Raw genomic sequence first — 25,090 nt, forward strand, 5'->3', positions numbered from 1 at the left:
CGGCCGGATCTTGGGGAAGGGTCGGAGGTAGGTAGGAAGCCTGTCGCTCTGGTCGTTCGTTGTTGGCGCTTATGTGCCTCTGACGGATTGCTGATGATCGTTGCCTGACCGCGCGATCCCGGATTTAATCTCGAGAAGCTGGTCTTAAAGATCTGGCACAAGTGAGCTGCTCGGCGTAGCTCCAATAAAGTGACCGGATCGAACACGTCGATGGCATTGTTGAGTAGGCTGGGTTGTTAAAGGTAGCCCGGTCTGTTGTTCGTTCTTTGAACGGGCAGCTAGACGATGAGCATTGGCAATGAGAACGATTAAGTGTCGTAAGGGCATTTGGTGGATGCCTTGGCATGCACAGGCGAAGAAGGACGTGATACGCTGCGAAAAGCCGTGGGGAGCTGCGAATGAGCTTTGATCCATGGATCTCCGAATGGGGCAACCCACCTTAAATGCTTGGAGAATCCAAACTGATCGCGAGATCGGCTTGGGTTTCCAAGCATTGTGATAAGGTATCTAACCTTCGAATACATAGGGGTTAGAAGCGAACGCAGGGAACTGAAACATCTAAGTACCTGCAGGAAAGGACATCAACCGAGACTCCGCAAGTAGTGGCGAGCGAACGCGGACCAGGCCAGTGGCAATGAGGAATAAAGCTGAACAGGTTGGAAAGCCTGGCTATAGTGGGTGATAGCCCCGTAAGCGTAGAACACTCATTGTCCTTGAGTAAGGCGGGACACGTGAAATCCTGTCTGAACATGGGGAGACCACTCTCCAAGCCTAAGTACTCGTGCATGACCGATAGCGAACAAGTACCGTGAGGGAAAGGTGAAAAGCACCCCGACAAGGGGAGTGAAATAGAACCTGAAACCGGATGCCTACAAGCAGTCGGAGGCCGCAAGGCTGACGGCGTACCTTTTGTATAATGGGTCAACGACTTAGTGTAACTAGCAAGCTTAAGCCGGTAGGTGTAGGCGCAGCGAAAGCGAGTCTGAACAGGGCGTTCAGTTAGTTGCATTAGACCCGAAACCGAGTGATCTAGCCATGAGCAGGCTGAAGGTTGGGTAACACCAACTGGAGGGCCGAACCCGCATCTGTTGCAATAGATTGGGATGACTTGTGGCTAGGGGTGAAAGGCCAATCAAACTCGGAGATAGCTGGTTCTCCGCGAAATCTATTTAGGTAGAGCGTCGACCGAATACCCCAGGGGGTAGAGCACTGGATGGGCTATGGGGACTCACCGTCTTACTGATCCTAACCAAACTCCGAATACCTGGGAGTACTAGTCGGCAGACACACGGCGGGTGCTAACGTCCGTCGTGAAGAGGGCAACAACCCTGACCTCCAGCTAAGGTCCCCAAGTCATGGCTAAGTGGGAAAGGATGTGAGGATCCCAAAACAACCAGGATGTTGGCTTAGAAGCAGCCATCATTTAAAGAAAGCGTAACAGCTCACTGGTCTAAATAAGGGTCTTTGCGCCGAAAATGTAACGGGGCTAAAGCCATGCACCGAAGCTGAGGATGTATCGCAAGATACGTGGTAGCGGAGCGTTCCGTAAGCCTGTGAAGGGAGACCCGTGAGGGCTCCTGGAGGTATCGGAAGTGCGAATGTTGACATGAGTAACGATAAAGGGGGTGAGAGACCCCCTCGCCGAAAGACCAAGGGTTCCTGCTTAAAGTTAATCTGAGCAGGGTTAGCCGGCCCCTAAGACGAGGCGGACACGCGTAGTCGATGGGAACCACGTTAATATTCGTGGGCCTGGTGGTAGTGACGGATCACGTAACTTGTTCATTCTTATTGGATTGAATGGGCGAGGAAGTGGTTCCAGGAAATAGCTCCACCGTACAGACCGTACCCGAAACCGACACAGGTGGTCAGGTAGAGTATACCAAGGCGCTTGAGAGAACTATGTTGAAGGAACTCGGCAAATTGCACGCGTAACTTCGGAAGAAGCGTGACCCCTTTGCACGCAAGTGTGATGGGGTGGCACAGACCAGGGGGTAGCGACTGTTTATCAAAAACACAGGGCTCTGCGAAGTCGCAAGACGACGTATAGGGTCTGACGCCTGCCCGGTGCTGGAAGGTTAAGAGGAGAGGTGCAAGCTTTGAATCGAAGCCCCAGTAAACGGCGGCCGTAACTATAACGGTCCTAAGGTAGCGAAATTCCTTGTCGGGTAAGTTCCGACCTGCACGAATGGCGTAACGACTTCCCCGCTGTCTCCAACATAGACTCAGTGAAATTGAATTCCCCGTGAAGATGCGGGGTTCCTGCGGTCAGACGGAAAGACCCCGTGCACCTTTACTATAGCTTTACACTGGCATTCGTGTCGGCATGTGTAGGATAGGTGGTAGGCTTTGAAGCAGGGACGCCAGTTTCTGTGGAGCCATCCTTGAAATACCACCCTTATCGTCATGGATGTCTAACCGCGGTCCGTCATCCGGATCCGGGACAGTGTATGGTGGGTAGTTTGACTGGGGCGGTCGCCTCCGAAAGAGTAACGGAGGCGCGCGATGGTGGGCTCAGACCGGTCGGAAATCGGTCGTCGAGTGCAATGGCATAAGCCCGCCTGACTGCGAGACTGACAAGTCGAGCAGAGACGAAAGTCGGTCATAGTGATCCGGTGGTCCCGTGTGGAAGGGCCATCGCTCAACGGATAAAAGGTACGCCGGGGATAACAGGCTGATGACCCCCAAGAGTCCATATCGACGGGGTTGTTTGGCACCTCGATGTCGGCTCATCGCATCCTGGGGCTGGAGCAGGTCCCAAGGGTTTGGCTGTTCGCCAATTAAAGCGGTACGTGAGCTGGGTTCAGAACGTCGTGAGACAGTTCGGTCCCTATCTGCCGTGGGTGTAGGAATATTGACAGGATCTGTCCCTAGTACGAGAGGACCGGGATGGACATATCTCTGGTGGACCTGTTGTCCTGCCAAGGGCATAGCAGGGTAGCTATATATGGAAGGGATAACCGCTGAAGGCATCTAAGCGGGAAACCCACCTGAAAACGAGTATTCCCTATCAGAGCCGTGGAAGACGACCACGTTGATAGGACGGGTGTGGAAGTGCAGTAATGCATGAAGCTTACCGTTACTAATAGCTCGATTGGCTTGATCGTTCTCATTGCTTGTGCTCATCAGCGCTGCTCGCAGCGTCGATGATGCTTCTCTTTTGTCCTGACGCGCTAAACGCGCTCCGGACGGGCCGCCAGACTGCTGGCGACGGCCTATCGGCCTGTATGGGAAGTTCCATGCAGACGAAGGCAGAGAAAAAACGTGTTCAATAAAGAAAACAGGCAAATGCCTGTGCCAGCTTCTCAAAACATTGCCCTTAGCCGACCTGGTGGTCATGGCGGGGTGGCTGCACCCGTTCCCATTCCGAACACGGCCGTGAAACGCCCCAGCGCCAATGGTACTTCGTCTCAAGACGCGGGAGAGTAGGTCGCTGCCAGGTCTGCTAAAGGCAATGTGTTCAGCTAAAAACGCTGATATCAAATCTTCTCAAAACAACATCGGCAAAAGCCGAAACAAAAAGGCCGCTCACAAAGCCGCCATCCAAACTTAGACAGTCTCTCAAGCGTCTCAAAACATATGCGACGCTCTTGGCGCGGGGTGGAGCAGCCCGGTAGCTCGTCAGGCTCATAACCTGAAGGCCGCAGGTTCAAATCCTGCCCCCGCAACCACTGAGACTTGCAAATTCTCCCATTCCGGCAATTTGCGTGAGAGTTCATCGATGTAAGCCTCGATGAGCTTGTTCTTTTTGACCTCCGTATCGATCTCACCGGATGCCAGGCGCGTCATCAGATCATTCTGAGCGGCTGCGAAGAACTGCTGCTGCAGGACATCGATCGCGTCCATGGATGCCATGATGTGGGCGATGTCGCCGTGCACCTGCAGGCTTGCCGGCTGGTGGCCAGGCGTCTTGCCGATCACGACAGTCTGGATGAGGTCACGCACGATCGGCATCAGCCGCTGTTTGATCGCTTCGTCGGCGTTGTTGCGTGCGAGGAAGATGAGCTTGCGGATCCCAATCCCGATGTTTGCCGGGTTAAACTGCGCCTTCAGCTTCTCGATCTTCTCCTGAAAATCCTCTGCCGGCTCCTCGACTGTCGCAAGTTCTCGGGCGAAATGTTCGCGCTTGACCTCGAGTTCGTCGAGCTGGTCGTCGAGGACGGCAAGCCGCGGCCGGCCTTCCGCATGCCGGTCCTGGATCTGCTGCATCAGGCTCGTCTGTGCCGCTTTGATCTTCGCGAGTTCAGCCTCCACTTGCGCCTTGCGGGAGGGGCCGTTCTTCAGTTTGGCCACTTCGTGGGCGATCATCTTCTTCGAAATCCGGTCGAAGATGTCGACCGAGTAAAACGCGACGGGCAAGCAGTTGAGGACGCGCTCTTCGAGTTCATGGCGGGTGATCGTTTTGCTGTTGGTGCAGCATTCCCCGTCAAGCTCATCGATCGGCAGGCGCTTCTTGCGGTTGGTGCAGCTATAGCGATCCTTTCCGCTGATCGCGTAGGGCCCGCCGCATTCGGCGCATTGCAGCATCCGGCTGAGGAGATACTCCGGACGGTGCGTCGCGTTGAGACGGTTCGTCGAATGCCGGTCAAACTCTTCGCGGCTTTCGGCCTGACGTTGCTTTGCCCGTTCCCACAGCTCATCCGAAATGATGCGCAGATCAGGCCGGTCCACAAACATCCAATCTTCCCTGTCGTTTGCACGCGAGGTTCGCCGTTCTGTCGTCGGGTCCTTGCGGAACTTCTGTTTGTTCCAGACGACTTTCCCAACGTAGAGGGCGTTGTTCAGGATGCCGGTCCCGTCAGTGACGCTGCCCCGGATGGTGGTGTCGCGCCAGTATTTGGTGCGTGCACCCGGGATGCCCAGGTCGTTCAGTTTTTGTGCAATGGCGGCCGGTGAGACGCCGTTGACATAGTCCTTGAAGATCCCGCGCACGATCTCGGCCTTGACCGGGTCGATCTCCCTCAGACCCTTGATGCGATCGCCATTGGCATTGCGCTGCTGGGAAAGCTTGTAGCCGTAAGAGAGGCATGTGGTTGCCTTTCCCTTGCGAACGGCCGTCTTCATGCCCTCGCGGGTGCGTGTCCGGCCCTGCTCGACGAGTTCATGGCTCATCGTGGAGCGCATGTGCAGTTCCATATCGGTGACCGCCCGGCCGGCTTCGACGGTCCAGATGGCGCAGTCGTGGAAATTGAGATCCTTCAGGATCTTCGAGGTGTGCTCGACATCGCGCGACAGACGGTCGACGTTGACGCAGAGCACCACGTCGATCTGTTCCCGCTTCACGTGCGCCAAGAGCTGCTGGATGCCAGGGCGAGAGGTGAACGAGGTTCCGCTGATTGCAGAGTCGGAGTAGGTCGCGACCAGCTTCCAGTCCCGATCGGCAACGAACTTCTTGCCGAGTTCCGTCTGGGTCTCGATCGAAACCTCATTCTGGCGGTCGGTCGAGTAGCGGGCGTAGAACAAAACCTTCTTGGTCATTGGGTACTCACTGATGAATGTATGGCATATGAGAGACATGCTTAGCCTGGTCGGGACGGCATGAGAGCCCCGGCCGGAACCAGGTCGTCATGACCTGAAAAGGGCGCGTATCGGACGAAACGTCCGGTTTGGCTGTTGTAGTCAGGGGATCAGCAACGGTCAGGATCGTGGCAATTATTGCCGCGCTTCTGCGTGTCTGGGAACGCTATGCGCCTGTTGCTCGAACGGCGCTTCCGGCCTTCAGCGGGGAAGAAGCCTTGCTGGTGAGGATGCCGTAGCGCACCTTGCGGATGGCATAGGTGCCCTCGTTGGCCGTCACGCCGGAAATCGACACGACGACGGATTGCCCTGAGAGGACCCGTTCGTAGATATCCCTTGCAACATAGCAGGGATTGCGGGTCTGATGCGTCCAGAGGGAATGGATCTTCTGAAACGGTGTATGCACGGAACTGTCCTTCGGGTCCTGAGTGGATTTGAAGGAATGCGCTTGCCACTTAGGATCCCTCAGGCGTCCGCTCGCCCCTCGATCCGACCTTGTCGTACCTGCTAGAAAGCTCACCACACGGAGTCAGGTGATGCAGGCTGCTTCGATCTCTCAATTTAGATTGCTGCCGGTCGTTGCCCGATACCGCGGCGGCGCACATACTTTCCAAAGGTTCACCGCTACCTCACTACGGGTTGAGGAGTGGCGCCGGGAGTTCTTCTTGCAGGGTCTGTCCCAGACGGTGTCGATCATCTATCTCATTTACTCAACTTCACCCTTGCAAGTGGGTTCCATTGAGGCGCATTCCGGCTACGGCGCTTACCGTAGCTGGCGCGTTTATCGCCAGCGCAGCGATGTCGGTCAATGATGGCATTAACCTTTTGTCCGACGTAACTCGATCATGTTGAACGAAACCCAGATCGATTCTTTCAAATTTTAACATTCGAGATCCTGCTTCGGCGTGCGCGCTCCCCTCTCTGGAAATCCGATTCAGAATCAAACGCCGTTTTGTAAAGTAACGGGGGGAATGTGTCAGATCTTGCAAACGCGGTTTGTGACAGGCGATGCGCGAAAGCGCGTCCAGCGGGCACCGACTGGAGGCAGGCGAGAAACCTGATCAATCCTCAGGCTCGTCACCGTCTGCGTCGCCCAGGTGAAGCTTCCGACGAAACGGCCACTCGCCCGTGCGGTACTTGTCAGCTAGCTCATCGAATACAGCATCCGATGCTCGCTCATCGAAGCCCTGACGAACCAGAAGAGCGACCACACGATCCTGCAACTCGTCGAGCTCGGCCTCTGCCCGGCGTGCCGCCATTGCCGATATGATCATGAAGAGAGCTGTGCGGGCGACATCGTCGCGGTTGGGCCGCCTTGCCTTGCGGTCAGCATCGCGCAGTCGTTGCTGACGCTCGCGCTGTTCGCGATTGCGGATCTCCTCCGATTTGCGTGCCATGCAGTCCTCTCACTTCGACAGGTGGCCCGCATGCCAGACCGGCATGAGCGCAGCAACCTCGCTCGCGGTTGAATCGAAAATCCCGGTTTATGAATCGAAAATCCTCAACCCTGAATCAGGAATGCGCAATTTGAGGCAGGTTGCGGGCAATGTGCGATAGGTCGAGATACCTTGAACCGTACAAACGGCGTTTGAGGAAACGCCGTTCCACTGTTCTGAATCGGATCTCCAGAGTTCGGAATCGCTGATGCGCAATTTATCTCGATGTGAGATACCGGCAGGATACCTTGTCTGCAGATCAAGACGACTTGTGCGCTCTGGTTCTACCGGCAGGATCAAGGCTGCTGCGGCGACCCCAGAAGCTGCTGCATCATCGCGCGCACTTTGACAACGTCAGGCATGGAACTCTCACGAACGTCATAGAGCTCCCCTAGACTATCAAGAAGTCGGTTCCACGGAGACGCTTGGGGCGGCCAGGCCGGGAACATGTGGCTGGGGCTTGAGGCGAGCGGATGCGGCAGCAGGATCAGGTTGCCGATCATCGTCTCCAGGTGCTCTCGGCCGATATGCAATTGGCTCCGGATGGCCCCGGATTCGTCGTGGTTAAAGCCGACCTCTTCGAGACGGTCGATCAAATGAATAATGCGGCTGAGCATCTCCCGGAAGATACGAAACCCGCTGCGTGTCTTCATGACTGCCAGCTCCTCCATGCTCGCCATATCGAACCGGAGGATTGCATGGTGTGGCGGTTGATAGGCGCGTAGTTCGACGCTCCAGTTCATCAGGATCTGCAGGTCGGCCAGAGAGATCCCGTCATAGGTTTGAAGTGCCTGCGCGCCGCGGTCAACGTCCTGCTCCTCCCCTTCAGCCAGAGCGGCGACCACTTCCGCGGACACGCCCAAGCGTTCCAGGTTCGGGCGATGAGGAGTAAGCACGAACTCGGCGTACAAAGCCCGCTCTATAACGGAGCGTTTGATACCGGTTCGTTCTACGATTGACGACACCACCTTCGATGATGGCTTCTCGTCAAAAACTTCCGAAAGCGCAATCCCGATGTCGAGGAGCGCCATTGGAGCGGTTTGGTCGATCGCCGCGATGGTTCTGAGCGCGGACTCCAGGGCCTCGGCCCGGTCGGCGGCAACACGGCTTTTTTTACTCATCGGAACTCCTGATCCCCAAGCGGAACGAATGCGTCAATCATCACGGGTATCGGCGAGAGTTTAAGCGCTGATGAATGATGGGAGCGACCGGAGGCCAATGCTGTTGGTGTCCACAGTTCGATCACTTCAACACGTCTGGCTGAACGGGTCGGGGAGGCGAGGCGCGGCGTAGTGCCGGGCTCAGCGCAAACGGCGTTTGCCGAAACGCCGTTCCAATGTTCTGAATCGAATGTCCAGAGTTCGGAATCAGATAAGCGCAATTTGTCTCGATGCACGGGCGCTTTGAGAAAACGCGTGATGCCTTATGAGGCTCGAAACGAGCCATCCCAGCCGTCGCCACAGCCCTTAGCGGCTTTACCTTGGATGATCGAGAAAATACTTCAAGCAGCCTCTGTGGGGAAAAAATGCGTTCTGCGTACCCACAGGAGGCGGCCGTCGAGCGAGCGGGACGCAGGCCTACCTACGAAAATGTACCTGCCTCTGTTTTGTGAGATATGTAATGACGCCAAAAATGGAATCAAGGTTGTCTGAACTATCGATTAGTATGGTTAATGTCAGATTTATTCGATAGTAGTAATTGGGTCTTTGGGTGCAAATTTGGGTATGGTTACATGGGTTTTGCTTGGTTTGATTTTGGGTACGATTTGCATCGTTTGATGATGTTGGAAATAATAGCTTCATCCGATGCCTTCTTGTGTCGGATGATAGTAACGCGTAAATGGAGTGTCAGATGACCACCAAGACCAAACCCAAGGCCCCCACCACCCCATCCCTCACATATGAAAAGCTGAAGATCGATCCAGCGCTTCAGGGCCTTCTCGAGAACAAAGCCGAGCGCATCTTCGAGCTCGGACGCCGCTCGACGGAGCAGACCTTCCTGATCGGCGACATTCTCAATGAAGCCGCTGATGTGCTGGAGGGCCCGACGTTCGGAAAATGGGCGCACAGCCGTTGCGGGATTGCCCCGCGCACGGCGACCGGCTTCATGGCCGTCTCGCGGAACCTCGAGCCGTTCCGCGACGAGATGATCGATCTCAATGTCAGCTCGACCGTCCTGTTTACGATCGCTCATGCGGAGCCGGACAAAATCCGCGAGGTTCTGAAGCATGCCGAGGAGCACGGTCAGGTCCGGGTCTCTGATGCCAAGGCCATCCTGTCTGAAGGTCAGGAGAAGCCGCGCGTCAATCCATATGACATCGGCGGTGTCAGCGGGCTTCAGGCGCTGATTGCTCTCAAATCCCGTGAAGGGCAGAAAATCTTCCTGGCCCGGCTTCAGGCGATCGTTGGGGTCATGGATGCGGCTTTGAAGGGCAAGCGGCTCTATAAAGAGAAGCTGCAGGATGCACTCATGCTGTCGGCAGGTACCGCTCGAAACGAGCTTCGCAATCTGACGCAGTTCGTATCGTCGGCCGAAATCGGGACCGGAAATAGAAGCCTTGTGATGTTCCCGTATGGCAGCCAGTGGGCGCGGGCCGAGGCTGTGCTGACGCGACTTTCCGACAAGGAGCGCTGGCCGAAAATGGTCGATTTGCGCAAATGGCTCGAGACCGAAGCCGTGCCGGTCCTGTCCTGGGTGATCTCGAAGGATCGAAAAGCAAAGCTGACCGGCCCCGACGTTACGGACGCTGTCGACGGCAATGACGATGTCGAAGGCCGTCACAGGCTAGAGGCGGTTCCGCCGCTCGACACGTCCGAGATGGTCGAGGTCGAGGTCGGCTTTGAGGACGAAGCTGACGTCGAAGACGAAAACCTCGACGAGATGGTCTCGCCAGTGCTGTCGATGTGACCGGCATCGAGATCGGGAAGGCGGCAACATTGCCTTCCCCCAAACCTTACCTGGGGCCGCTTGTCGGCCTTTTTTTGTTTGGGTGCCTGACCGGCTGAAAGCGAACTGCGCCACCCACACTCGGGGACGGGCAGGGGCGTCTCGCGGGAGGTCGTGAGCCCGCCGTTAACCTTGTACCGGCTTCGTTCTCATTTTTAAGTTCGGGGTCCTTGAGCCCGATCTCGGGTCCTGCCAGGTTAAGGGCGTTCCGATCACCGGAACAAGCGGCCCAAGCCGATGCGCTAACATCGACAAGGGCCTGACCCTCAAGCCTTCGCTAAAAGGAATCGGGCTATGACCACGTTTACTTCTCAATCCCCTCAGGGGGAAGTTCTCCGTTCGACCACCAATCTGATCAACCCTGATGCCAGCCTCGGCCGTTCAGGCTCCCGCCCGCGCCAGTTTGGCTTCGGTCGCAACGCAGTTACAGCCCCGAGCCGCGAGCCAGCCGTGCTGCGCCGGCACCCCCACCTCGTCCGCTTTACCGACGTTGAGGCCGATCTTGATATGCTCATCGATCGCGCCATCAACGCGATCATGGATGGCGAACCGGCAGAAGACGAGATCTTGGGCCACTATGTTCACATCGCGTCGCTCGTCCGTGCGGTGTCATTCCGCGAAGGGAAGCTTCTTGAGTATGCGGTTGAACGGGTGGCTCGAGCCAACCCGAATGTGCTGGTGCTCACGCAGTCGCTCAAACTGCCATTGGTCAAAGCCGCGCTGGAAGCGGTTGCGGGCAATGACTGGTCGAGCCTCGACGGCATCAAGCTCGATTGCGAGTCACCGGCGAAGGGCAGTTACACGCCCGACTTGATCGTCGTTAACCGCGCGCGACACACGGCATACATCCTCGACCTCAAGCGATCGCTCGCTTCCTATGGCGACACGAGCCGGCTCGAGGAGCTGAAGGCCAAGATGATGGCCACGGCGATGGTCCTGCCCGACTGGCTTTACAAAAACCAGAAGCGCCTGATGGTCGATGCGGTCGAAGTCGCAATTGTCGATGGAGCCAGCCGTCCGAGTGATCACGCTATCGGCATCTGGGCACTCTCCGAAATCGACGACTTGCTCGAGATCGACGGTGCAGCCGACTGTATGGCCGAACTGCGCCGCCGCTTCGGTGCCCGGGTCCAGCAGCTTCTCGAGGTCGAAGCGCGGAAGGCAATTGGGGTTGATGAGCGGTTCGTCACGACCGCGGGCGATGCCGTGGCGCCGTTGACGGCGCCGAAGCCACCACGGATCAATCTCAACGGACCGAGCCGAACGTTCGAGGAAGAGATGGCGGACCAGGCGTTCGACGAGGATCTGCTTCGCGACCCATGGGACGATGAGCGCTTCGAGCGGGTCGACACTATAGACCACGAGGAGCCGCGTCCCGTCTTCTTCCGCGTCGGCTATGCCCGACGCCCTAGGGCGCACTGACCCGATCAGTTCGATGATCTAAGTTGGCTTAGGCCGCGACGGCTTTGCGCCCGTGGCTTTCCTCACCATTCCCATTCCCTGTTGGCGCTGGACCCCGATGCGGTCCGGCGAAGGAGATTCCATGTCTTCCGACATCCATTCGGAGGGGCTGCCTCGCATGCGTTGCGAAGCGGTCACCTCGACTAACCGACCGACGACACTCGACTGCCACCGTCCTCATGACGTCTTGCTCCGCACCCGGAGTGCCTCCACCGATCAATCGCCTACTGATGATCCTGCCGTCGCGATCGGCCTCGCACTTGGTCACGTTCGAACCCAAGACGGACTGACTGGCGCCGTGCCGCCTCGCGTGATGGCCCACCTGCTAGTCCATATCGAGCGTGGCGATCCAGCCTGCGAAGTGGTCATGGACTGGCTGGCCAAGCGCAGCCGCAACGCCGCCATGCAAATCCAGCGTCGCAAGGTTCGCGAGCGTCCCCGGCCGGAACCGGGCAGTCTGAGGAAACGTGCATTGCAGGCGCAGGAGCCGGGCGGGTCCGGTTTGGCAATTATTGCCGAGACTGAGGAGGGCGAAAGCGATGAGTAAGATTGCCCGTCTGTTTGTCCACCGCCTCGAACAGCTTGCTCGACGCGAGGCGAGGCGCAACGCGCTGCGCAACGGTTTGCTCGACGTGAAAGCCATCGAGATCGACGGTCACATGACCCGGCGCTACACGCCCGTGTTCGACACCTCGTCCCTCACCGGCGATCGCGACAAGGATCTCGCCTGGGTGCGGCGGCACTTCGGCGACTATCTGCAGCCAGCGGCTGGATCGTTCGAAGCTACCCCCGCACCCTTGGGGCCGCAGTCGGTGTCCCGGCGGAAGTCCGGTTCCAAGGGTGAGCGCCTGTCTGACGCTGATCATGCAAACCGCGCCTACGCCCTGAGCCTCATCGGTCAGGCAGGCAAAGCTCCGCTCGTCAGCAACATCATCGCGGCGATCGTCCTTGCGAGGACGATCGAGAGAGCCCGTGTGACCCTAGCTGCTGTGACACGCGCGGCGGCGATGCCGGCTCCGGTGATCGCACTCCATGCGCCGATCATCGGGTTTGAACAGGCAATCCGACGGCTGATCGAAGTGCCAGGCTTTGCCCCCGGCGGCGATCTCAAGGGGATCGATGGCGAGTATGTCTATGACGACATGACCATTGCCGGAGACGAAGGCCCCGGAAGGACCTACGTTCTGCTTCTCGGTCACCTCTTGCGCCGCGTGGCTGGCGGCAATCTGCAGCGTCGGCTGCTGAACGCCTTGCGGCGTGACTATCCGGTCGTGGCAATCTGTGAAGATGCGAAAGGTGTTCCGGACGAGGTCAGTATCGCGGCCGACATCAATCTCATCGGCGGGAGGCTCGACTACCCATTCCTGGTCCTAATGCTCGAAGCCATCTACGGCTCAAACGGAAGGTCAGCGCTCGATCGGTGGACCAACGCGTATGATGTTCATTACCTCACCATTGATGACGTGGTGTTGGCCTTTCGACCGGGCCGCAGTGCCCCCGAAGTCGTGGCGATTCTTGCGTCGCTCACCGAGCGTAATCGCATCGCTGCGCGCGATGGCGACAGTGACGAGGATGAGGGCGACGGCTCCTCAACTGGCTCCAAGACGTCGAGACAGAAGCCTGGCAAGGCAAACCACGACACCTCTGCTGCGGGGCAAGACAGCAGCAGCGGAGGATGGCGACGCGACAAGCCTTCTGGTGCCGAGGTGATCCAGCCGGAGCCTTGGAGCGAAGACGGCAGCCCGCCGAGCCTCGCGATCGAGACGTTGCCTGGATACGGCACGGCGAAGACCTGGGCGCTCGATCTCAAAGCCGACCTTGATGACTACCGAGCCTCGATCCTCACTTGGTCTGATATGAGCAGCAAGCTGCTTCTCTCAGGACCGCCGGGGACCGGCAAGACGACATTTGCGCGGGCGCTCTGCAATAGTCTGCAGGTGCCGTTGGTCGTAAGCTCGGTCTCGACCTGGCTCCAGGGCGCGCATCTAAGCGAGGTCCTCAATCGCATGACCCGGACCTTTGCCGAGGCGCGCGCCGTGGCACCCGCGATCCTATTCATCGACGAGATCGATGGCATCGGAAAACGGCAGCCGGCAGAACGAGAATACGCGGATTATTGGAATGCTGTCGTCAACAAAGCGCTCGAACTCCTCGATGGTGCGGTGAAGGGCGAAGGCCTGATCGTCGTCGGCGCCACCAACAGGCCGGAGCAGATCGACGAGGCCTTGAAACGTTCCGGGCGCCTGGAAACCCACATCGAAATCCCTAAACCGGATACTGCGACGCTGGCCGAAATCTTCCGCCATCATCTCGGCGAGGACCTCAAGTTGCTCGCCGCCGCCGCGCAGGAAACAAACAAGGAGCGGCCCGCGATCGCCGAGCTGCCCTCGGATACCGGCGGCAGCCTGAGCCAACAAACAGTGCTGAAGGGAGGAAGCCAATGACGGATCAGGCCATGAGCAATACCGGGCCAAATGAGAGCGACGTTCAGACGGCTCTTAAGCGTCTGGGGACCCGTGCGATGGGGCTTACGGGGGCTGATGTCGAGCGCATCGTACGCGAGGCCCGCCAGCTCGCTCGCCGGCAGAAGCGTTCAATGCGCTATCAGGACCTTGAGGATGGCATTCGGATGCATCGACCTCAGTTGCCCCATGATCTGCGTTGGCGCTTTGCCGTGCACGAAGCGGGCCATGCGATCGTCCATTACGTCCTCAAGCTCGGTCCGATCGAAGGGATCACTATCGACATGCCCGAAGGCGGGTACAATCTGTTGTCGTTCCAAAGGTCTGGCAGCGATACGCTCGGCTATCGGGAGGATCTGATGGCGATGCTAATGGCAGGGAGGGCGGCCGAGCAGATTGTCTTCTGTTCGGTCTCCGTCGGCTCGGCAGGCGCCGAGGATAGTGACCTCGCCCGAGCAACCAGGCTTGCCCTGGCTATGGAACGCAGTCTCGGCTTCGGCGCGGTGCAGCCGCTGCTTTATCGTGAGGATAGGGACCCGACGCCAGTGCTCGATGCGCATCCGGATCTTGCCGCTCGGGTGCATGCCCGGTTGGAGAAGGCGTTGGCGAAGGCGACAGATGTGCTCAATGCAAAGCGGGAGATGCTTGATCGGTTGACGGCGGCGCTGTTCGAACAGCAGGTGCTCGACGGAGAGGCGGTGAGTGAACTTCTCAATAATTGGTGATGGCAAAAGACAGGCGCAAAGGTAGCTTTGCGCCTCCAACATTGGTTGTCGTGTGCTGCACTTTTACAGTGGGCTGCTGCATGTACGTCGGTGTCTCAACGGGTTTAGGCAGATAGCATTTTAACTTAGGTACTCGTATAGTTTTGGCTATTTTTTGTATTATTCCGTTGAGTGATTTTTATGTGCATGTGGATTCAAGTTAATTTTCTCAAATACGATAAGGGTTACTTATCGTGGGTGAGGATGCTCACGCCGAAACCCATGTGTGCTGTGCATAATGTCCGCATTTTGCGCATTTTAGTACGATAAGGGGTGAATCTATTATACTATTTGCTCGCGTGGCGAAGCTACGCAGGCAAAGGCCAATCGTTCCGACATGTCGAAAATCTACGGCAAGCCTGTATCCGGACTTGCATGGAGACTCACGACCGATCTTCGTCCGGTGAAACGCGCTTCACGGAAGTCGCCCCGTACGTCGCAAAGGGCAAATATACTTGGGCGAGCCGTACTCGGGCTTGCGTCGGTCAGCACGAACGTCTTGCCTCCCAGATCAACCAGGGAGAGTTCAGTATCCCGGCCCGAAAACTCTATAAGGGGGGATCTTGAAAGCCGATCGCGTCCTTCCCATCCTTTTGGGAGTGGCCGGGCCCCTCTGGTGCAGAAACCTGCACGATGTCGGTTCACTTCAAGGGGCGGCATTCACACGCAGGTGGTGACGTGATCCCTTGAAAACAGAGAGAGGATCAAGTCTTGCCGAATTCCAAACATTCCGAATCCGATATCTTCGTCCGACACCCCGTCCTCAAGGCCCAGGATCGCCGGGAGCGGTTCGATCGCAATAGCGTTCTGGCCGAAGCCGACGTTGCAGGCTGCGAGCCCTTCATGGAGGCTTCGATTGCCGCAGGGATGATCGTCGCCCACGCCGACGGTCTTGCTGACGTGGCAGAATACCGCCGCATTATCGGACTCTTCAGGACCCACCCAGTCCTCAAGGTCTTTTCGGTCGATGACATTGGCCGGGAAATCAGGGAGCACGAAACTGCTTTTGCTACGGATTCCGTGGATGCCCTGCGCAGGGCGCGCGAGCAGATACGGCATGCAGACCTGACCGATCGCCAATTCAACACGTTGATCGGCCTTTGCGAGGTCGTGATCGAAGCCGATGGCATTGCGCATCCCGCCGAGGAGCAAGCCCTGCGTGATATTTGCACTCTGCGCCCCACTTAGCGCAGCGACAAGGGATCAAGCAGTCGCTAATCCACGGCGTGTCGAAGGCGGTCGCGTGGACCTGACGGTTCACAGGCTTCAGCGCGGAAGGCACATCACCTTCATGCACGGTTGTCATGATCGGGTGAGGTCAAGCGTATCCCAGTTAAGCCCCAGCTTCCGATTAGCTTTCCAACATCGGGCGATCCGCGACACGTCGCAGATCGCATGGACGCCACGACCGCCCCCGTATCGCCAAGGCAGCCAATCACGCTTGCAACAGCGGTCGAGCTCCGCACGACTGCAAAATAGGTGCTCGCTTTGGGCAGGGTCTCATTCTTCGTAGAAACGAGTTTCTGATCCTCTTCGCCATGGCCCGCTTGTTCCCCACCCAGTGAAACCTTGACACACGTCGACGAAGGCCTCATTAGCATAACAAAGCTCAGGAGAGGTGGTTCAATGACGTTCGTCTACTTTATCGTTGGACTGGCTTTGCTGGTCATCGGGGCAGAACTTCTGGTGCGTGGCGCCTCAAGGCTGGCTCTGGCGGTGGGGGTATCACCACTGGTGATCGGTCTGACCGTTGTCGCTTACGGCACATCGGCGCCGGAAGTGTCGGTATCAGTGGCAGCGGCCTTTGGCGGCCAAGTGGATATCGCCGTTGGGAATGTGGTCGGCTCGAACATTTTCAATGTGCTTTTGATCCTTGGAGTGAGCGCCTTGATCGTGCCGCTCGTCGTCAACCGGCAGATCATTCGGCAAGAGGTGCCGATCATGATTGGCGTGTCGGCGCTGTTCATTGCACTGGGATGGGACGGCAGGATCGGACCATTCGAAGCAGCTCTCTTCCTTTTGCTTCTGGTGGCGTACACGACGTTCCTTGTCGTGCAGTCGCGCCGCGAAATCAAAGCGGGCAATATGGGCCTGTCTGACGACGAAATGTCTCTGACGGCGAACGGTTGGTCAAGCTCGCGGCTGGTGCAGGTTGGCATGGTCATTGCCGGGCTGGCCTGTCTTGTGGCCGGAGCGCGATTGCTGGTTGCCGCGTCGGTCGCCTTTGCCCAGGCGCTGGGAGTGAGCGATCTGGTGATCGGACTGACCATCGTAGCCGCCGGCACCTCGTTGCCCGAGGTGGCGACTTCCATAACCGCCGCGATCAAGGGCGAAAGGGATATAGCCGTCGGCAACGTGATCGGCAGCAACACGTTCAACATCCTCGGTGCGCTTGGTCTGTCCGGTGTGGCGGCGGGAACTGGCGGACTTGGTGTGGCCCCGTCGGTCATGGCATTTGACATCTGGGTCATGCTGGCGACGGCAGTTGCCTGCATTCCGATCTTCCTGACGGGTCGCGAAATCGCTCGCTGGGAGGGCGCCGTCTTCGTGGCCTATTACGTCTTCTATGTGACCTACCTGATTCTTGCCGCCGAACAGCATGAAGCGCTGACGACAGTAACGACCGCCATGGTCTATTTCGTCATCCCGCTCACGGTCGTGACTGCAGCAGCGGTTTATCTTCGGTCGAGTAAGGGCGCGAATGTCTAAAGGCCTCTGGCAGCCGATCTTTCGATGACCGATGCGCCGATCATGCTGTTCGACCTTGCGGAGGCCCTGGGGATAGGGCTCTTGATCGGGGCGGAGCGTGAACAGCGCGTGTCGCAATCCGACGTCAAGGCCTCGGCGGGGATCCGCACCTTTGCCGTCAGCGCATTGCTGGGCGCGGTCGCGCAGATGTCGGGTGGCTCTGTTGCAAAGAATCCGGTCATGGGCGAAAGAGCGCTGGTGATTTTCGGCGAGATTTCTGATGAGCGATTTCAAGTGGCGCCACTTTCAGGGTGAAGTGATCTTGTGGGCAGTGCGCTGGTATTGCCGCTACGGGGTGAGTTACCGCGATCTCGAACAGATGATGGGCGAACGGGGCGTGGCGGTCGATCATTCCACGATCTATCGCTGGGTCCAGAAATATGCGCCGGAAATCGAGAAGCGGCTGCGCTGGCATTGGCGGCGCCCGCGATCAACAAGCTGGCGGGTCGATGAGACCTATGTGAAAGTTCGCGGCAAATGGACTTACCTGTATCGGGCTGTCGACAAGCTCGGCAACACGGTTGATTTCTATCTGTCACCAACCCGCAATGCCAAAGCAGCGAAACGATTTCTCGGGAAGGCGCTGAATGGTCTGAAGGATTGGGAAAAACCGACCGTCATTAACACCGACAAGGCCCCCACCTACGCCGTCGCGATCTCAGAACTGAAAGCCGAAGGTAAATGCCCTAAAGAGCTTGTACACCGGCAGGTCAAATATCTGAACAACGTCATCGAGGCGGATCACGGCAAGCTGAAACAGTTGATCAGGCCGGTTAGAGGTTTCAAGACGTTGAAGACGGCCTATGCGACGATCAAGGGCTTCGAGGTCATGCGGGCTCTACGCAAGGGCCAAGCCGCGATTTTCAATTTGACCGGCGACATTCGCGGAGAGGCCCGCATCGTTGAACGTGCTTTCAGCATTGGACCGAGTGCGCTCACCGAGGTTGTGGCAATGCTTGAGCAGAACTTCAACGCCAAACCCGCGTGAACGAAGCGCAGGAAATCCTCTTCGCAACCATCAAAAATATTTGCAACAGAGCCGGCAAGACATCGGACCGGGTTGTCGGCCTTGACGCTGGTGCGGATGATTATCTGGTAAAGCCGTTCGAAATGGCGGAATTGATGGCGCGCCTCAGGGCGCTGACACGTCGAAGGCCGCAGCTTCTGCCGGAAAAGGAATTGATCGGCGACCTCGTCTACGACCGGCAACAGCGTGTCATCATGCACAAGGACAAGAGGATCGATTTGCCAAGACGCGAGCTTGCGCTCTTCGAGCTTCTGCTGGACCACAAAGGCAAACTTCTCGATCGCGACCGGATTTTCTCCTCCCTCTATGGTGCGGGAGCCGAAGTGGAAGCCAATGCCATCGAGCTTCTGGTATCCCGGCTCCGGCGCAAATTGGACGGGACACAGGTCGAGATCAAAACGGCAAGGGGGTTGGGCTATATGTTGAACGCGGGATCGGCATGAGGCGCCTCTCGCTGCGATCTAGGCTCTTCCTGCTGCTGATTCTGCCTCTGATTTTCATCGCAGGTATTGCTTCCTATGCGCGCTTCGAGGAGGCAGAGCGACTTTCACAAAGCCTCTATGACAACACCCTTCTGGCTGTTGCCCTCACGATATCGAGGGATGTGGCCATTTCGGAGGGCGACATTCTGACCGAGCAGTTGCTGGAGGAGCTAACGACAGCGCTGGGAGACCCGGTCTACTATCGGATCACCGGGCCAGGTGGGGGATTCGTGACCGGTTATTCGGATCCGCCTGATGTCCCTGAGGGGGCAGACATACAGAGTGGAAAGCCCTTCTTCTTCGACAGCCGATATCTCGGACAGGAGGTTCGGGCTATCGTGCTGCGGGAGTTCCTGAACCAGCCTCGATTGCAAGGTTGGATGACTGTCGAAGTCTGGCAGACCGTATCACAGCGCGCTGCTCTGAGCCGCGATCTACTGCTTCAAAGCGTTGCGCTTTTGGCGACCATCATCCTGTCTGCCGCCGTGATCCTGTGGTTCGGCATTAAGCTGGGGCTCAAGCCCCTTCTCGACCTACAACATGCCATCAGCCTGCGGACCCCCGATGACCTGAGACCGATCCGTCGCTGGATTCCCATTGAGCTACAGCCGTTGGTGCAGACAACCAACTCACTTTTCGAGCGGCTTGCCAAGGCATTCGAGATCAGGTCGGCATTTATATCTGACGCAGCGCATCAGCTCCGCAATCCGATCGCATCTATCGTCACCCAGGCCGAAGCCGCAGTGTCCTCGCCGGATGAGGAAACGCTGCGACAGCGCGTCGGATCCATCGCCCAATCGGCCCGAGCTACCGGGCGGCTTACAAACCAGTTGCTCTCGCTTGAGCGCGTCCGCGGGCGTAGTCTGAGGGCTCTCTTCCAGGATACCGATCTTGTTGCCCTTGTTTCGGCTAAGATCCGGGCCTTCGCCGAGGTCCAGCTTCTCAACGATATTGCCGTTGGCTTTGAAGTCGAAGGAACACCGAAGCCTGTTCTCTGCGATCCTGTGATGATCGACGAGATGATCGCCAATCTGCTGGATAACGCTCTCCGTTACGGATTGCGAGGTGGCGGAGAACTGGATGTCACGCTGTCTTTCTCTGAGCAACAAGTTGCCCTCGTCGTGGAGGACGACGGACCTGGGATCAATGAGCAGCTTCGGGAGAGGGTCTTTGATCGATTCTTTCGAGCCGATCTCGATTTTAGCGATGGCTGCGGACTTGGGCTCGCCATTGTTGCCGATATCGCCGAAGCTCATGGTGGACATGCCCGATGCGTCGGTTCCCCAAGGGGCGCACGTTTCGAGATACATTTGCCATTGGATCGGCACTAGCCCTTACTCGGCTGGCTCGACAAGGAAGGTGCAAGGATACTTTAGGCCATCAGTAGAGGCCGTGTCCGATGAGGCTGGGTTTATTTGGACCGATACCAAGCTCCCGCTTTTGCTTGCCTGTTCGAAGCGCTCCGGCCATCTCTCATGCCAAACAGACGGGTTTAGGGTGCCTTTTGAACCATCCCATCAAATCCAGCTGATGCCGGCGTCTGGCTGGCACGGCGTTGCATCCCCACCGTGCCAGATCCAGTTTTGATGTTATCTCAGCAGGTGCCCTGAGAATAGGGTTGGAAGCTATTCCGGTGTCGCCCTACCGTCGGCCGAGCGCCAGGAAAAATCCGGCTTTCAGGTATAAGTTGCAGCCAGGCCGCCGTCGATCGGTAGGTTGATGCCGTTCACCCAGCGGGCGTCGTCAGAGCATAGGAAGAGGACGGGACCGGCGACTTCATCGGCCAGCGCCGGACGTTTCATCCTGTTCGCGTCTGCCTGGACACGTTCCTGGCCGAGCATGGTCACGAAGTCACCGAGGATCGGCGTGAAGACGGGACCAGGTGCCACGGAGTTCATTCGGATATCACGCTCCATGAAGAGGGCATGGCTGCGTTTCATGGTCCAGACGATCAAGGCCTCCTTGAAATACTGGTAGCAGGTTTCCTGCGGCACAGGGTTTGCTGCAAGCCAGGCATGGCCCTCGGCGAAGCTCTTGGTGTCCGCAAGCGCCTTATGCTGCTCCACGCGCTTTGGCCATTCTGCACCGAGAATGGATGCGAAGTTGACGATAGAGGCGCCCTTCGGCATGCGGTCGATCAAGGCTTCGGTCAGATGCCGAAGGCCGAGATAGTTGACACGGGCGACGAGGTCCTTGTCAGCGGTGCCGGGAACGCCTGCAGCATTGACGAGCGCGTCGATGCGGGCGGGGAACTGGGCAAGCACTGCGTCGATGGCGGCTGGATCGGCTAGATCGATCTTGATGAAGCCGTCGAGTGTCAGCATGGCGTCATTGCGATCAACGCCGATGACGGTTGCGCCGCGAAAGCGGGCGAGGCGGGCGACTTCTCCGCCGATGCCCGAAGAGACGCCGGTGATGACAATTGTTTTTCCTGCAAGGGTCATGGTCTTTTTCCCTGGGTTTTGGATGGATGAAATCCGTCCGCCATCAAGGCGGACGGTGAGCCGATGCATGGTTCGGGAGCTGCATGATCAGAACGGATAGGGTGTCGCGGTCTTTTTCACCGAGACCCACTGCCACTGGGTGAACTCTTCGATGTCTGCCGGGCCGCCGACACGGGTGCCGTTGCCGGATTTGCCGCGTCCGCCGAAGGGTGCGTAGGGGCCGCCATTGACGGTCTGGTCGTTGATGTGGAGCTGTCCGACATTCAACTCATCGCCGACGGCCATGGCGCGTCCGAGATTGTTCGAGATGACGCCGGCCGCCAGCCCATATTCCGAGCGGTTTGCGAGTTCTACCGCTTCCTCATCCGTCTTGAACGACACGATGCAGGCCACCGGTCCGAAGATCTCTTCCTCGAAGGCCAGCATGCCCGGCTTGACGCCGGAGAGCACGGTTGCGGCATAGAAGCGACCGTCATGGGTGCCGCCGGCGAGCAGCTTCGCCCCCTTGGCCACGGCATCGTCAACGATCTTCTGGATCGCTTCGACCTGGCTGTCGGAGATGATCGGGCCGAGTGCCACCTGCTTGGTTGAGGGATCGCCGGCTGGCAGTTGTCGTGCCTTGGTGACGAGGCGCTCGGTGAGCGCGGCTTCGATCTTTTCATCGACCAGGATGAGCCCGGTTGCCATGCAGATCTGCCCCTGATGCAGGAATGTGCCCCAGGCGGCATTGGAGGCTGCGATATCGAGATCGGCGTCATCGAGTATGACAAGGGCATTCTTGCCGCCGAGTTCGAGCTGAACGCGCTTCAGGTGACGGCCGCAGAGCTCACCCACCTTGGAGCCGCCACGGGCCGAGCCGGTGAAGGAGACAATGGCAATGTTCGGATCGCTGCAGAGAGCCTCACCGGCGTCCGCGCCGCCCGGCACGACATGCAAAACGCCCTTGGGAAGGCCGGCCTCTTCGAAGATGCGGGCGATGATGATGCCGCCGGAGATCGGCGTTCGCGGATCCGGCTTGTGGACCACAGTATTTCCAAGTGCGATTGCCGCCGCGATCGAGCGCACGGAGAGGACGAGCGGGAAATTGAACGGGGAGATGACGCCGACCACACCATGCGGCACGCGTCTGGCATAGTTGGTCCGATCATCCATGCCCGGCAGGAACATGCCGGACGGCTGGGTTGCCAGCGACGCTGCGTGGCGGATGAAGAGTGCGCCGTGTTCAATCTCGATCATCGCTTTCGGATGGATGGAACCGGATTCCTGCATGATCCAGGCTGCCAGTTCCTGGCCGTTCTGCTCCAGAAGGTCTGCGGCACGATTGAGGATCGCTGCGCGCTCAGCCGGCAGGGTCTTGGCCCATGCCTTCTGTGCGGCCTTGGCCTGTTTTGCCGCGCGCGCGACATCGGCCGGACCGCAGAGGCCGACGGCTGCCAGGATGTTGCCATTGGCGGGATCGGCCACATTGAGCGTTCCTGCCATGGTCTCCTGCCACTCGGAGATGTAGGCCAGCCCGCCCCAGCGAGCGGTGTCCAGAAAATTAGGCGCGTGCATGTTCATTGGTTCAGGGCCTCCAGTTCCCTTGGTTGGGGAGGTTCACGCACAGCTTCGCCATCATGAGATCGACCGTCTTGTGGCCGCTCATCTCGCCGTAGCTGATCCGTCTATCCTCCGTGCCGCCTCCTCAAGCGGTTCGTACCCTTCATCGCAAGTGACGTGCCAATTGTCCGTTTGCTACGGCGTGGGCATGCGGAAATCTCAAAAAGAGTGCGATGTCAGAGGGATAGCCCTCGCCTCTGCGGATCACGTGTGGGGAGGGGGTCGATTGCGAATTTCACCAAATAATGAAATCATGCGAAAAATCTGAAAACTGAAGAATGACAGATGAAATCGGACAATCCCCCCAAGCTCGTTTCCCTGGCGGATGTTTCAAAATCGACGGGTAAGATGCTGTCGAGAGGCGCGTTCAGCGAGCTCGATACCGGTGCCTCGCCGACGCTTTCGGAGCTGACGGAGGCGCTGCATTTTGCGCTGGGTGATGGGCGGATCTGGCTCAATGACCAGCGCATGGTGCTGATGCAGAGCCAGGTTCTCGGGCGATTGCGCCAGGAGATCATCGATGCCTTCGGCATGGAGGCCGCCAAGGGCATCTTCATGCGTGTCGGCTACATGCAGGGCGTGCGCGACGCCGAACTGATCCTCAAGCGCTTTCCAAACCAGGATCTCACCCACGCTCTTGCCGCAGGGCCACGCGTTCATACGCTCGAAGGTTTCGTGAAGGTCGAGACCAAGCAGTTCGAATTCGACAGCGACACCGGACGCTACTTCGGCGAGTTCTATTGGTATGATTCCTCCGAGGCCGGCGAACACATCGCACATCATGGCCTGGCGAGTGAGCCCGTCTGCTGGATGCAGACCGGCTATCCCAGCGGCTACACCAGCACGCTCTTCGGCCGGCCCGTGATTTTCCGGGAGATCGAATGCTCGGGCATGGGGGCGTCACGCTGCTATGTCGTCGGCCAGAATGCCGAGGAATGGGGGGAGGAGGCACCCGAACGGTCCTATCTCGGCCTCGAATGGCCGAGATCACGGCGATCTTCGGGTGGCCGCTCGTCACTCTCGCAGCGGGATCATGAACCCGCCACGGTCAGCCCGACAACTGCCTCCGGCGGAGATCCCGTGGTCGGGGTGTCCGCCAGCTTCCTGCGGGCGCGACTGATGGTGGAGAAAGTGGCCGATACGGAGGCGACGGTTCTGCTGGTCGGGGAATCCGGCGTTGGCAAAGAGCTGTTTTCGCAGCAGCTGCATCGGCTGAGCCAGCGCTCGACCAAGCCGTTTGTCGCGCTCAACTGCGCCGCCATTCCCGAGACCCTGGTGGAATCGGAGCTCTTCGGCGTCGAAAAAGGCGCCTTTACCGGAGCTGTCACCTCGCGCCCTGGCTACTTCGAGCGTGCTGCGGGCGGGACATTGTTTCTCGACGAAATCGCATCGCTTGCCTATGCAGCGCAGGGCAAGCTGCTTCGCGCCATCCAGGAACGGGTCATCGAGCGTGTCGGTGGTTCAAAGACCGTGGCGGCCGATGTCAGGGTGATCGCAGCCTCGAACGTCGATCTGGCCGATGAGGTGCGGGCAGGGCGCTTCCGCCAGGACCTTTATTTTCGTCTCTGCGTGTTCCCGATTTCGATTCCGCCGCTTCGCGAACGACGGGACGATATTCCCCTGCTTGTCGATCATTTCCTGCGTCTGTTCCGCGAGCGGCACCGCCGTTCCGTGATTGGCCTGACCCGCCGCGCGATGGACGCGCTGCTCGCTTATGATTTTCCGGGCAATATCCGCGAATTGCAGAACCTGATCGAACGCGGCGTAATCTTTGCCGATCCCGGCGGGTTCATCGATCTGCAGCATATCTTCACGGCCAATGAGCCGCTGCCCCTATCGCATCCATCGCTGACGCGTGAAGGGCGCTTGATCTATAGCGAGGCCACCCCGCCACAAGCAGCACTCACTTCGGATTTCCGTCAATCGTCTTCGCTCATCAGATCTGCCGAACTCGATCTCTACCGTGAGGCGCTCCGCGCCCATCGTGGTAATGTCTCGGCTGCCGCCCGCAGCCTTGGAATGTCTCGTGCAAAGCTGGAATATCGACTGCGGAAGAACGGCGTAGACCAGAGGACTGAAGTTCGCTGACCGCTCTGCGCGACATTGTCGATCCAGGTCTGCGGCTTTCAAGATGACTGCGATCCAATCAACTTTCTCGCCAATGAGACGTCGCCAAGAAAAAATCGTCAGGAGTCACCGTGTCTCTT

19 protein-coding genes, 1 tRNA gene and 2 rRNA genes are annotated in these 25,090 nt (G+C 58.3%); 16 read left to right on the forward strand and 6 right to left on the reverse strand.

Annotation, left to right across the window (positions count from 1 at the left end; translation table 11 throughout):
- Positions 1-306: 306 nt before the first annotated feature.
- The 3 genes from AC1PUL_RS00020 (at position 307) to AC1PUL_RS00030 (ending at position 3,668) form a co-directional block, all read left to right on the forward strand.
- Positions 307-3,104, forward strand: a 23S ribosomal RNA gene (locus tag AC1PUL_RS00020).
- A gap of 220 nt (positions 3,105-3,324) precedes the next feature.
- Positions 3,325-3,439, forward strand: a 5S ribosomal RNA gene (gene rrf, locus AC1PUL_RS00025).
- A 152-nt stretch (positions 3,440-3,591) separates the two neighbouring features.
- Positions 3,592-3,668, forward strand: a tRNA-Met gene (locus AC1PUL_RS00030).
- Here AC1PUL_RS00030 and AC1PUL_RS00035 read toward each other — a convergent pair.
- Both AC1PUL_RS00035 and AC1PUL_RS00040 read right to left on the reverse strand, forming a co-directional pair.
- Positions 3,625-5,514, reverse strand: coding sequence for a recombinase family protein (locus AC1PUL_RS00035; protein WP_480468434.1), 1,890 nt, complete (start codon positions 5,512-5,514; stop codon positions 3,625-3,627). The genes AC1PUL_RS00030 and AC1PUL_RS00035 overlap by 44 nt on opposite strands.
- Positions 5,515-5,680: 166 nt before the next feature.
- A complete protein-coding gene (locus AC1PUL_RS00040) occupies positions 5,681-5,920 on the reverse strand; it encodes a hypothetical protein (RefSeq protein WP_480465517.1) in 240 nt (79 codons plus the stop codon).
- 130 nt (positions 5,921-6,050) lie between these two features.
- Between AC1PUL_RS00040 and AC1PUL_RS00045 the strand changes: the two genes are divergently transcribed.
- Positions 6,051-6,326, forward strand: a complete 276-nt coding sequence (locus tag AC1PUL_RS00045; RefSeq protein WP_480465516.1) for a hypothetical protein — start codon at positions 6,051-6,053, stop codon at positions 6,324-6,326.
- Between the two features lie 249 nt (positions 6,327-6,575).
- On the opposite strand, the gene AC1PUL_RS00050 is transcribed toward AC1PUL_RS00045, so the two are convergent.
- Both AC1PUL_RS00050 and AC1PUL_RS00055 read right to left on the reverse strand, forming a co-directional pair.
- Positions 6,576-6,911: a hypothetical protein gene (locus AC1PUL_RS00050; protein ID WP_480465515.1), complete on the reverse strand. Its 336-nt coding sequence runs from the start codon at positions 6,909-6,911 to the stop codon at positions 6,576-6,578.
- A gap of 335 nt (positions 6,912-7,246) precedes the next feature.
- On the reverse strand, positions 7,247-8,071 hold the full coding sequence (locus AC1PUL_RS00055; RefSeq protein WP_480465514.1) for a hypothetical protein: 825 nt from the start codon (positions 8,069-8,071) through the stop codon (positions 7,247-7,249).
- Between the two features lie 730 nt (positions 8,072-8,801).
- Between AC1PUL_RS00055 and AC1PUL_RS00060 the strand changes: the two genes are divergently transcribed.
- From AC1PUL_RS00060 to AC1PUL_RS00110, 11 genes are all read left to right on the forward strand, one after another.
- Positions 8,802-9,857: a hypothetical protein gene (locus AC1PUL_RS00060; RefSeq protein ID WP_480465513.1), complete on the forward strand. Its 1,056-nt coding sequence runs from the start codon at positions 8,802-8,804 to the stop codon at positions 9,855-9,857.
- Between the two features lie 333 nt (positions 9,858-10,190).
- Positions 10,191-11,318, forward strand: coding sequence for a hypothetical protein (locus tag AC1PUL_RS00065; protein ID WP_480465512.1), 1,128 nt, complete (start codon positions 10,191-10,193; stop codon positions 11,316-11,318).
- Between the two features lie 121 nt (positions 11,319-11,439).
- Positions 11,440-11,904 carry a hypothetical protein gene (locus tag AC1PUL_RS00070; protein WP_480465511.1) on the forward strand — a complete coding sequence of 155 codons (465 nt, stop codon included), beginning with the start codon at positions 11,440-11,442 and terminating at the stop codon, positions 11,902-11,904.
- Entirely contained in the window at positions 11,897-13,801 is a 1,905-nt protein-coding gene (locus tag AC1PUL_RS00075) for an ATP-binding protein (RefSeq protein ID WP_480466025.1), read from the forward strand. The genes AC1PUL_RS00070 and AC1PUL_RS00075 overlap by 8 nt, the downstream gene beginning before the upstream one ends.
- A complete protein-coding gene (locus tag AC1PUL_RS00080; protein ID WP_480466026.1) occupies positions 13,798-14,544 on the forward strand; it encodes an ATP-dependent metallopeptidase FtsH/Yme1/Tma family protein in 747 nt (248 codons plus the stop codon). Before AC1PUL_RS00075 ends, AC1PUL_RS00080 begins: the two co-directional genes overlap by 4 nt.
- Before the next feature lie 906 nt (positions 14,545-15,450).
- Positions 15,451-15,771, forward strand: coding sequence for a TerB family tellurite resistance protein (locus AC1PUL_RS00085; protein ID WP_480468436.1), 321 nt, complete (start codon positions 15,451-15,453; stop codon positions 15,769-15,771).
- 438 nt (positions 15,772-16,209) lie between these two features.
- Positions 16,210-17,292, forward strand: coding sequence for a calcium/sodium antiporter (locus tag AC1PUL_RS00090; protein WP_480466027.1), 1,083 nt, complete (start codon positions 16,210-16,212; stop codon positions 17,290-17,292).
- Positions 17,293-17,316: 24 nt separating this feature from the next.
- Entirely contained in the window at positions 17,317-17,586 is a 270-nt protein-coding gene (locus tag AC1PUL_RS00095) for a hypothetical protein (RefSeq protein ID WP_480466028.1), read from the forward strand.
- Positions 17,552-18,319 carry an IS6 family transposase gene (locus tag AC1PUL_RS00100; RefSeq protein ID WP_422259599.1) on the forward strand — a complete coding sequence of 256 codons (768 nt, stop codon included), beginning with the start codon at positions 17,552-17,554 and terminating at the stop codon, positions 18,317-18,319. Before AC1PUL_RS00095 ends, AC1PUL_RS00100 begins: the two co-directional genes overlap by 35 nt.
- Positions 18,316-18,801, forward strand: a complete 486-nt coding sequence (locus AC1PUL_RS00105) for a winged helix-turn-helix domain-containing protein (RefSeq protein ID WP_480466029.1) — start codon at positions 18,316-18,318, stop codon at positions 18,799-18,801. Before AC1PUL_RS00100 ends, AC1PUL_RS00105 begins: the two co-directional genes overlap by 4 nt.
- Positions 18,798-20,171 carry a sensor histidine kinase gene (locus AC1PUL_RS00110; RefSeq protein WP_480466030.1) on the forward strand — a complete coding sequence of 458 codons (1,374 nt, stop codon included), beginning with the start codon at positions 18,798-18,800 and terminating at the stop codon, positions 20,169-20,171. Before AC1PUL_RS00105 ends, AC1PUL_RS00110 begins: the two co-directional genes overlap by 4 nt.
- 345 nt (positions 20,172-20,516) lie before the next feature.
- Here the strand turns inward: AC1PUL_RS00110 and AC1PUL_RS00115 are convergent, their stop codons facing one another.
- Positions 20,517-21,284, reverse strand: coding sequence for a coniferyl-alcohol dehydrogenase (locus AC1PUL_RS00115; protein WP_480466031.1), 768 nt, complete (start codon positions 21,282-21,284; stop codon positions 20,517-20,519).
- Between the two features lie 87 nt (positions 21,285-21,371).
- The gene (locus AC1PUL_RS00120; protein WP_480466032.1) at positions 21,372-22,844 is read right to left on the reverse strand and encodes a benzaldehyde dehydrogenase; all 1,473 of its coding nucleotides are present in this window, start codon (positions 22,842-22,844) and stop codon (positions 21,372-21,374) included.
- Between the two features lie 324 nt (positions 22,845-23,168).
- Here AC1PUL_RS00120 and AC1PUL_RS00125 point away from each other — a divergent pair, with 324 nt between their 5' ends.
- Positions 23,169-24,971: a sigma 54-interacting transcriptional regulator gene (locus tag AC1PUL_RS00125; protein ID WP_480466033.1), complete on the forward strand. Its 1,803-nt coding sequence runs from the start codon at positions 23,169-23,171 to the stop codon at positions 24,969-24,971.
- Positions 24,972-25,090: the final 119 nt, after the last annotated feature.

It is taken from the genome of Rhizobium sp. P43 (assembly GCF_056730705.1).

Coding starts and splice junctions, on each gene's coding strand:
- AC1PUL_RS00035 (WP_480468434.1), bottom strand. CDS start 5,514: ATGTCTCTCATATGCCATACATTCATCAGTGAGTACCCAATGACCAAG.
- AC1PUL_RS00045 (WP_480465516.1), top strand. CDS start 6,051: ATGCAGGCTGCTTCGATCTCTCAATTTAGATTGCTGCCGGTCGTTGCC.
- AC1PUL_RS00050 (WP_480465515.1), bottom strand. CDS start 6,911: ATGGCACGCAAATCGGAGGAGATCCGCAATCGCGAACAGCGCGAGCGT.
- AC1PUL_RS00055 (WP_480465514.1), bottom strand. CDS start 8,071: ATGAGTAAAAAAAGCCGTGTTGCCGCCGACCGGGCCGAGGCCCTGGAG.
- AC1PUL_RS00060 (WP_480465513.1), top strand. CDS start 8,802: ATGACCACCAAGACCAAACCCAAGGCCCCCACCACCCCATCCCTCACA.
- AC1PUL_RS00065 (WP_480465512.1), top strand. CDS start 10,191: ATGACCACGTTTACTTCTCAATCCCCTCAGGGGGAAGTTCTCCGTTCG.
- AC1PUL_RS00070 (WP_480465511.1), top strand. CDS start 11,440: ATGTCTTCCGACATCCATTCGGAGGGGCTGCCTCGCATGCGTTGCGAA.
- AC1PUL_RS00075 (WP_480466025.1), top strand. CDS start 11,897: ATGAGTAAGATTGCCCGTCTGTTTGTCCACCGCCTCGAACAGCTTGCT.
- AC1PUL_RS00080 (WP_480466026.1), top strand. CDS start 13,798: ATGACGGATCAGGCCATGAGCAATACCGGGCCAAATGAGAGCGACGTT.
- AC1PUL_RS00085 (WP_480468436.1), top strand. CDS start 15,451: ATGATCGTCGCCCACGCCGACGGTCTTGCTGACGTGGCAGAATACCGC.
- AC1PUL_RS00090 (WP_480466027.1), top strand. CDS start 16,210: ATGACGTTCGTCTACTTTATCGTTGGACTGGCTTTGCTGGTCATCGGG.
- AC1PUL_RS00095 (WP_480466028.1), top strand. CDS start 17,317: ATGACCGATGCGCCGATCATGCTGTTCGACCTTGCGGAGGCCCTGGGG.
- AC1PUL_RS00100 (WP_422259599.1), top strand. CDS start 17,552: ATGAGCGATTTCAAGTGGCGCCACTTTCAGGGTGAAGTGATCTTGTGG.
- AC1PUL_RS00110 (WP_480466030.1), top strand. CDS start 18,798: ATGAGGCGCCTCTCGCTGCGATCTAGGCTCTTCCTGCTGCTGATTCTG.
- AC1PUL_RS00115 (WP_480466031.1), bottom strand. CDS start 21,284: ATGACCCTTGCAGGAAAAACAATTGTCATCACCGGCGTCTCTTCGGGC.
- AC1PUL_RS00120 (WP_480466032.1), bottom strand. CDS start 22,844: ATGAACATGCACGCGCCTAATTTTCTGGACACCGCTCGCTGGGGCGGG.
- AC1PUL_RS00125 (WP_480466033.1), top strand. CDS start 23,169: ATGAAATCGGACAATCCCCCCAAGCTCGTTTCCCTGGCGGATGTTTCA.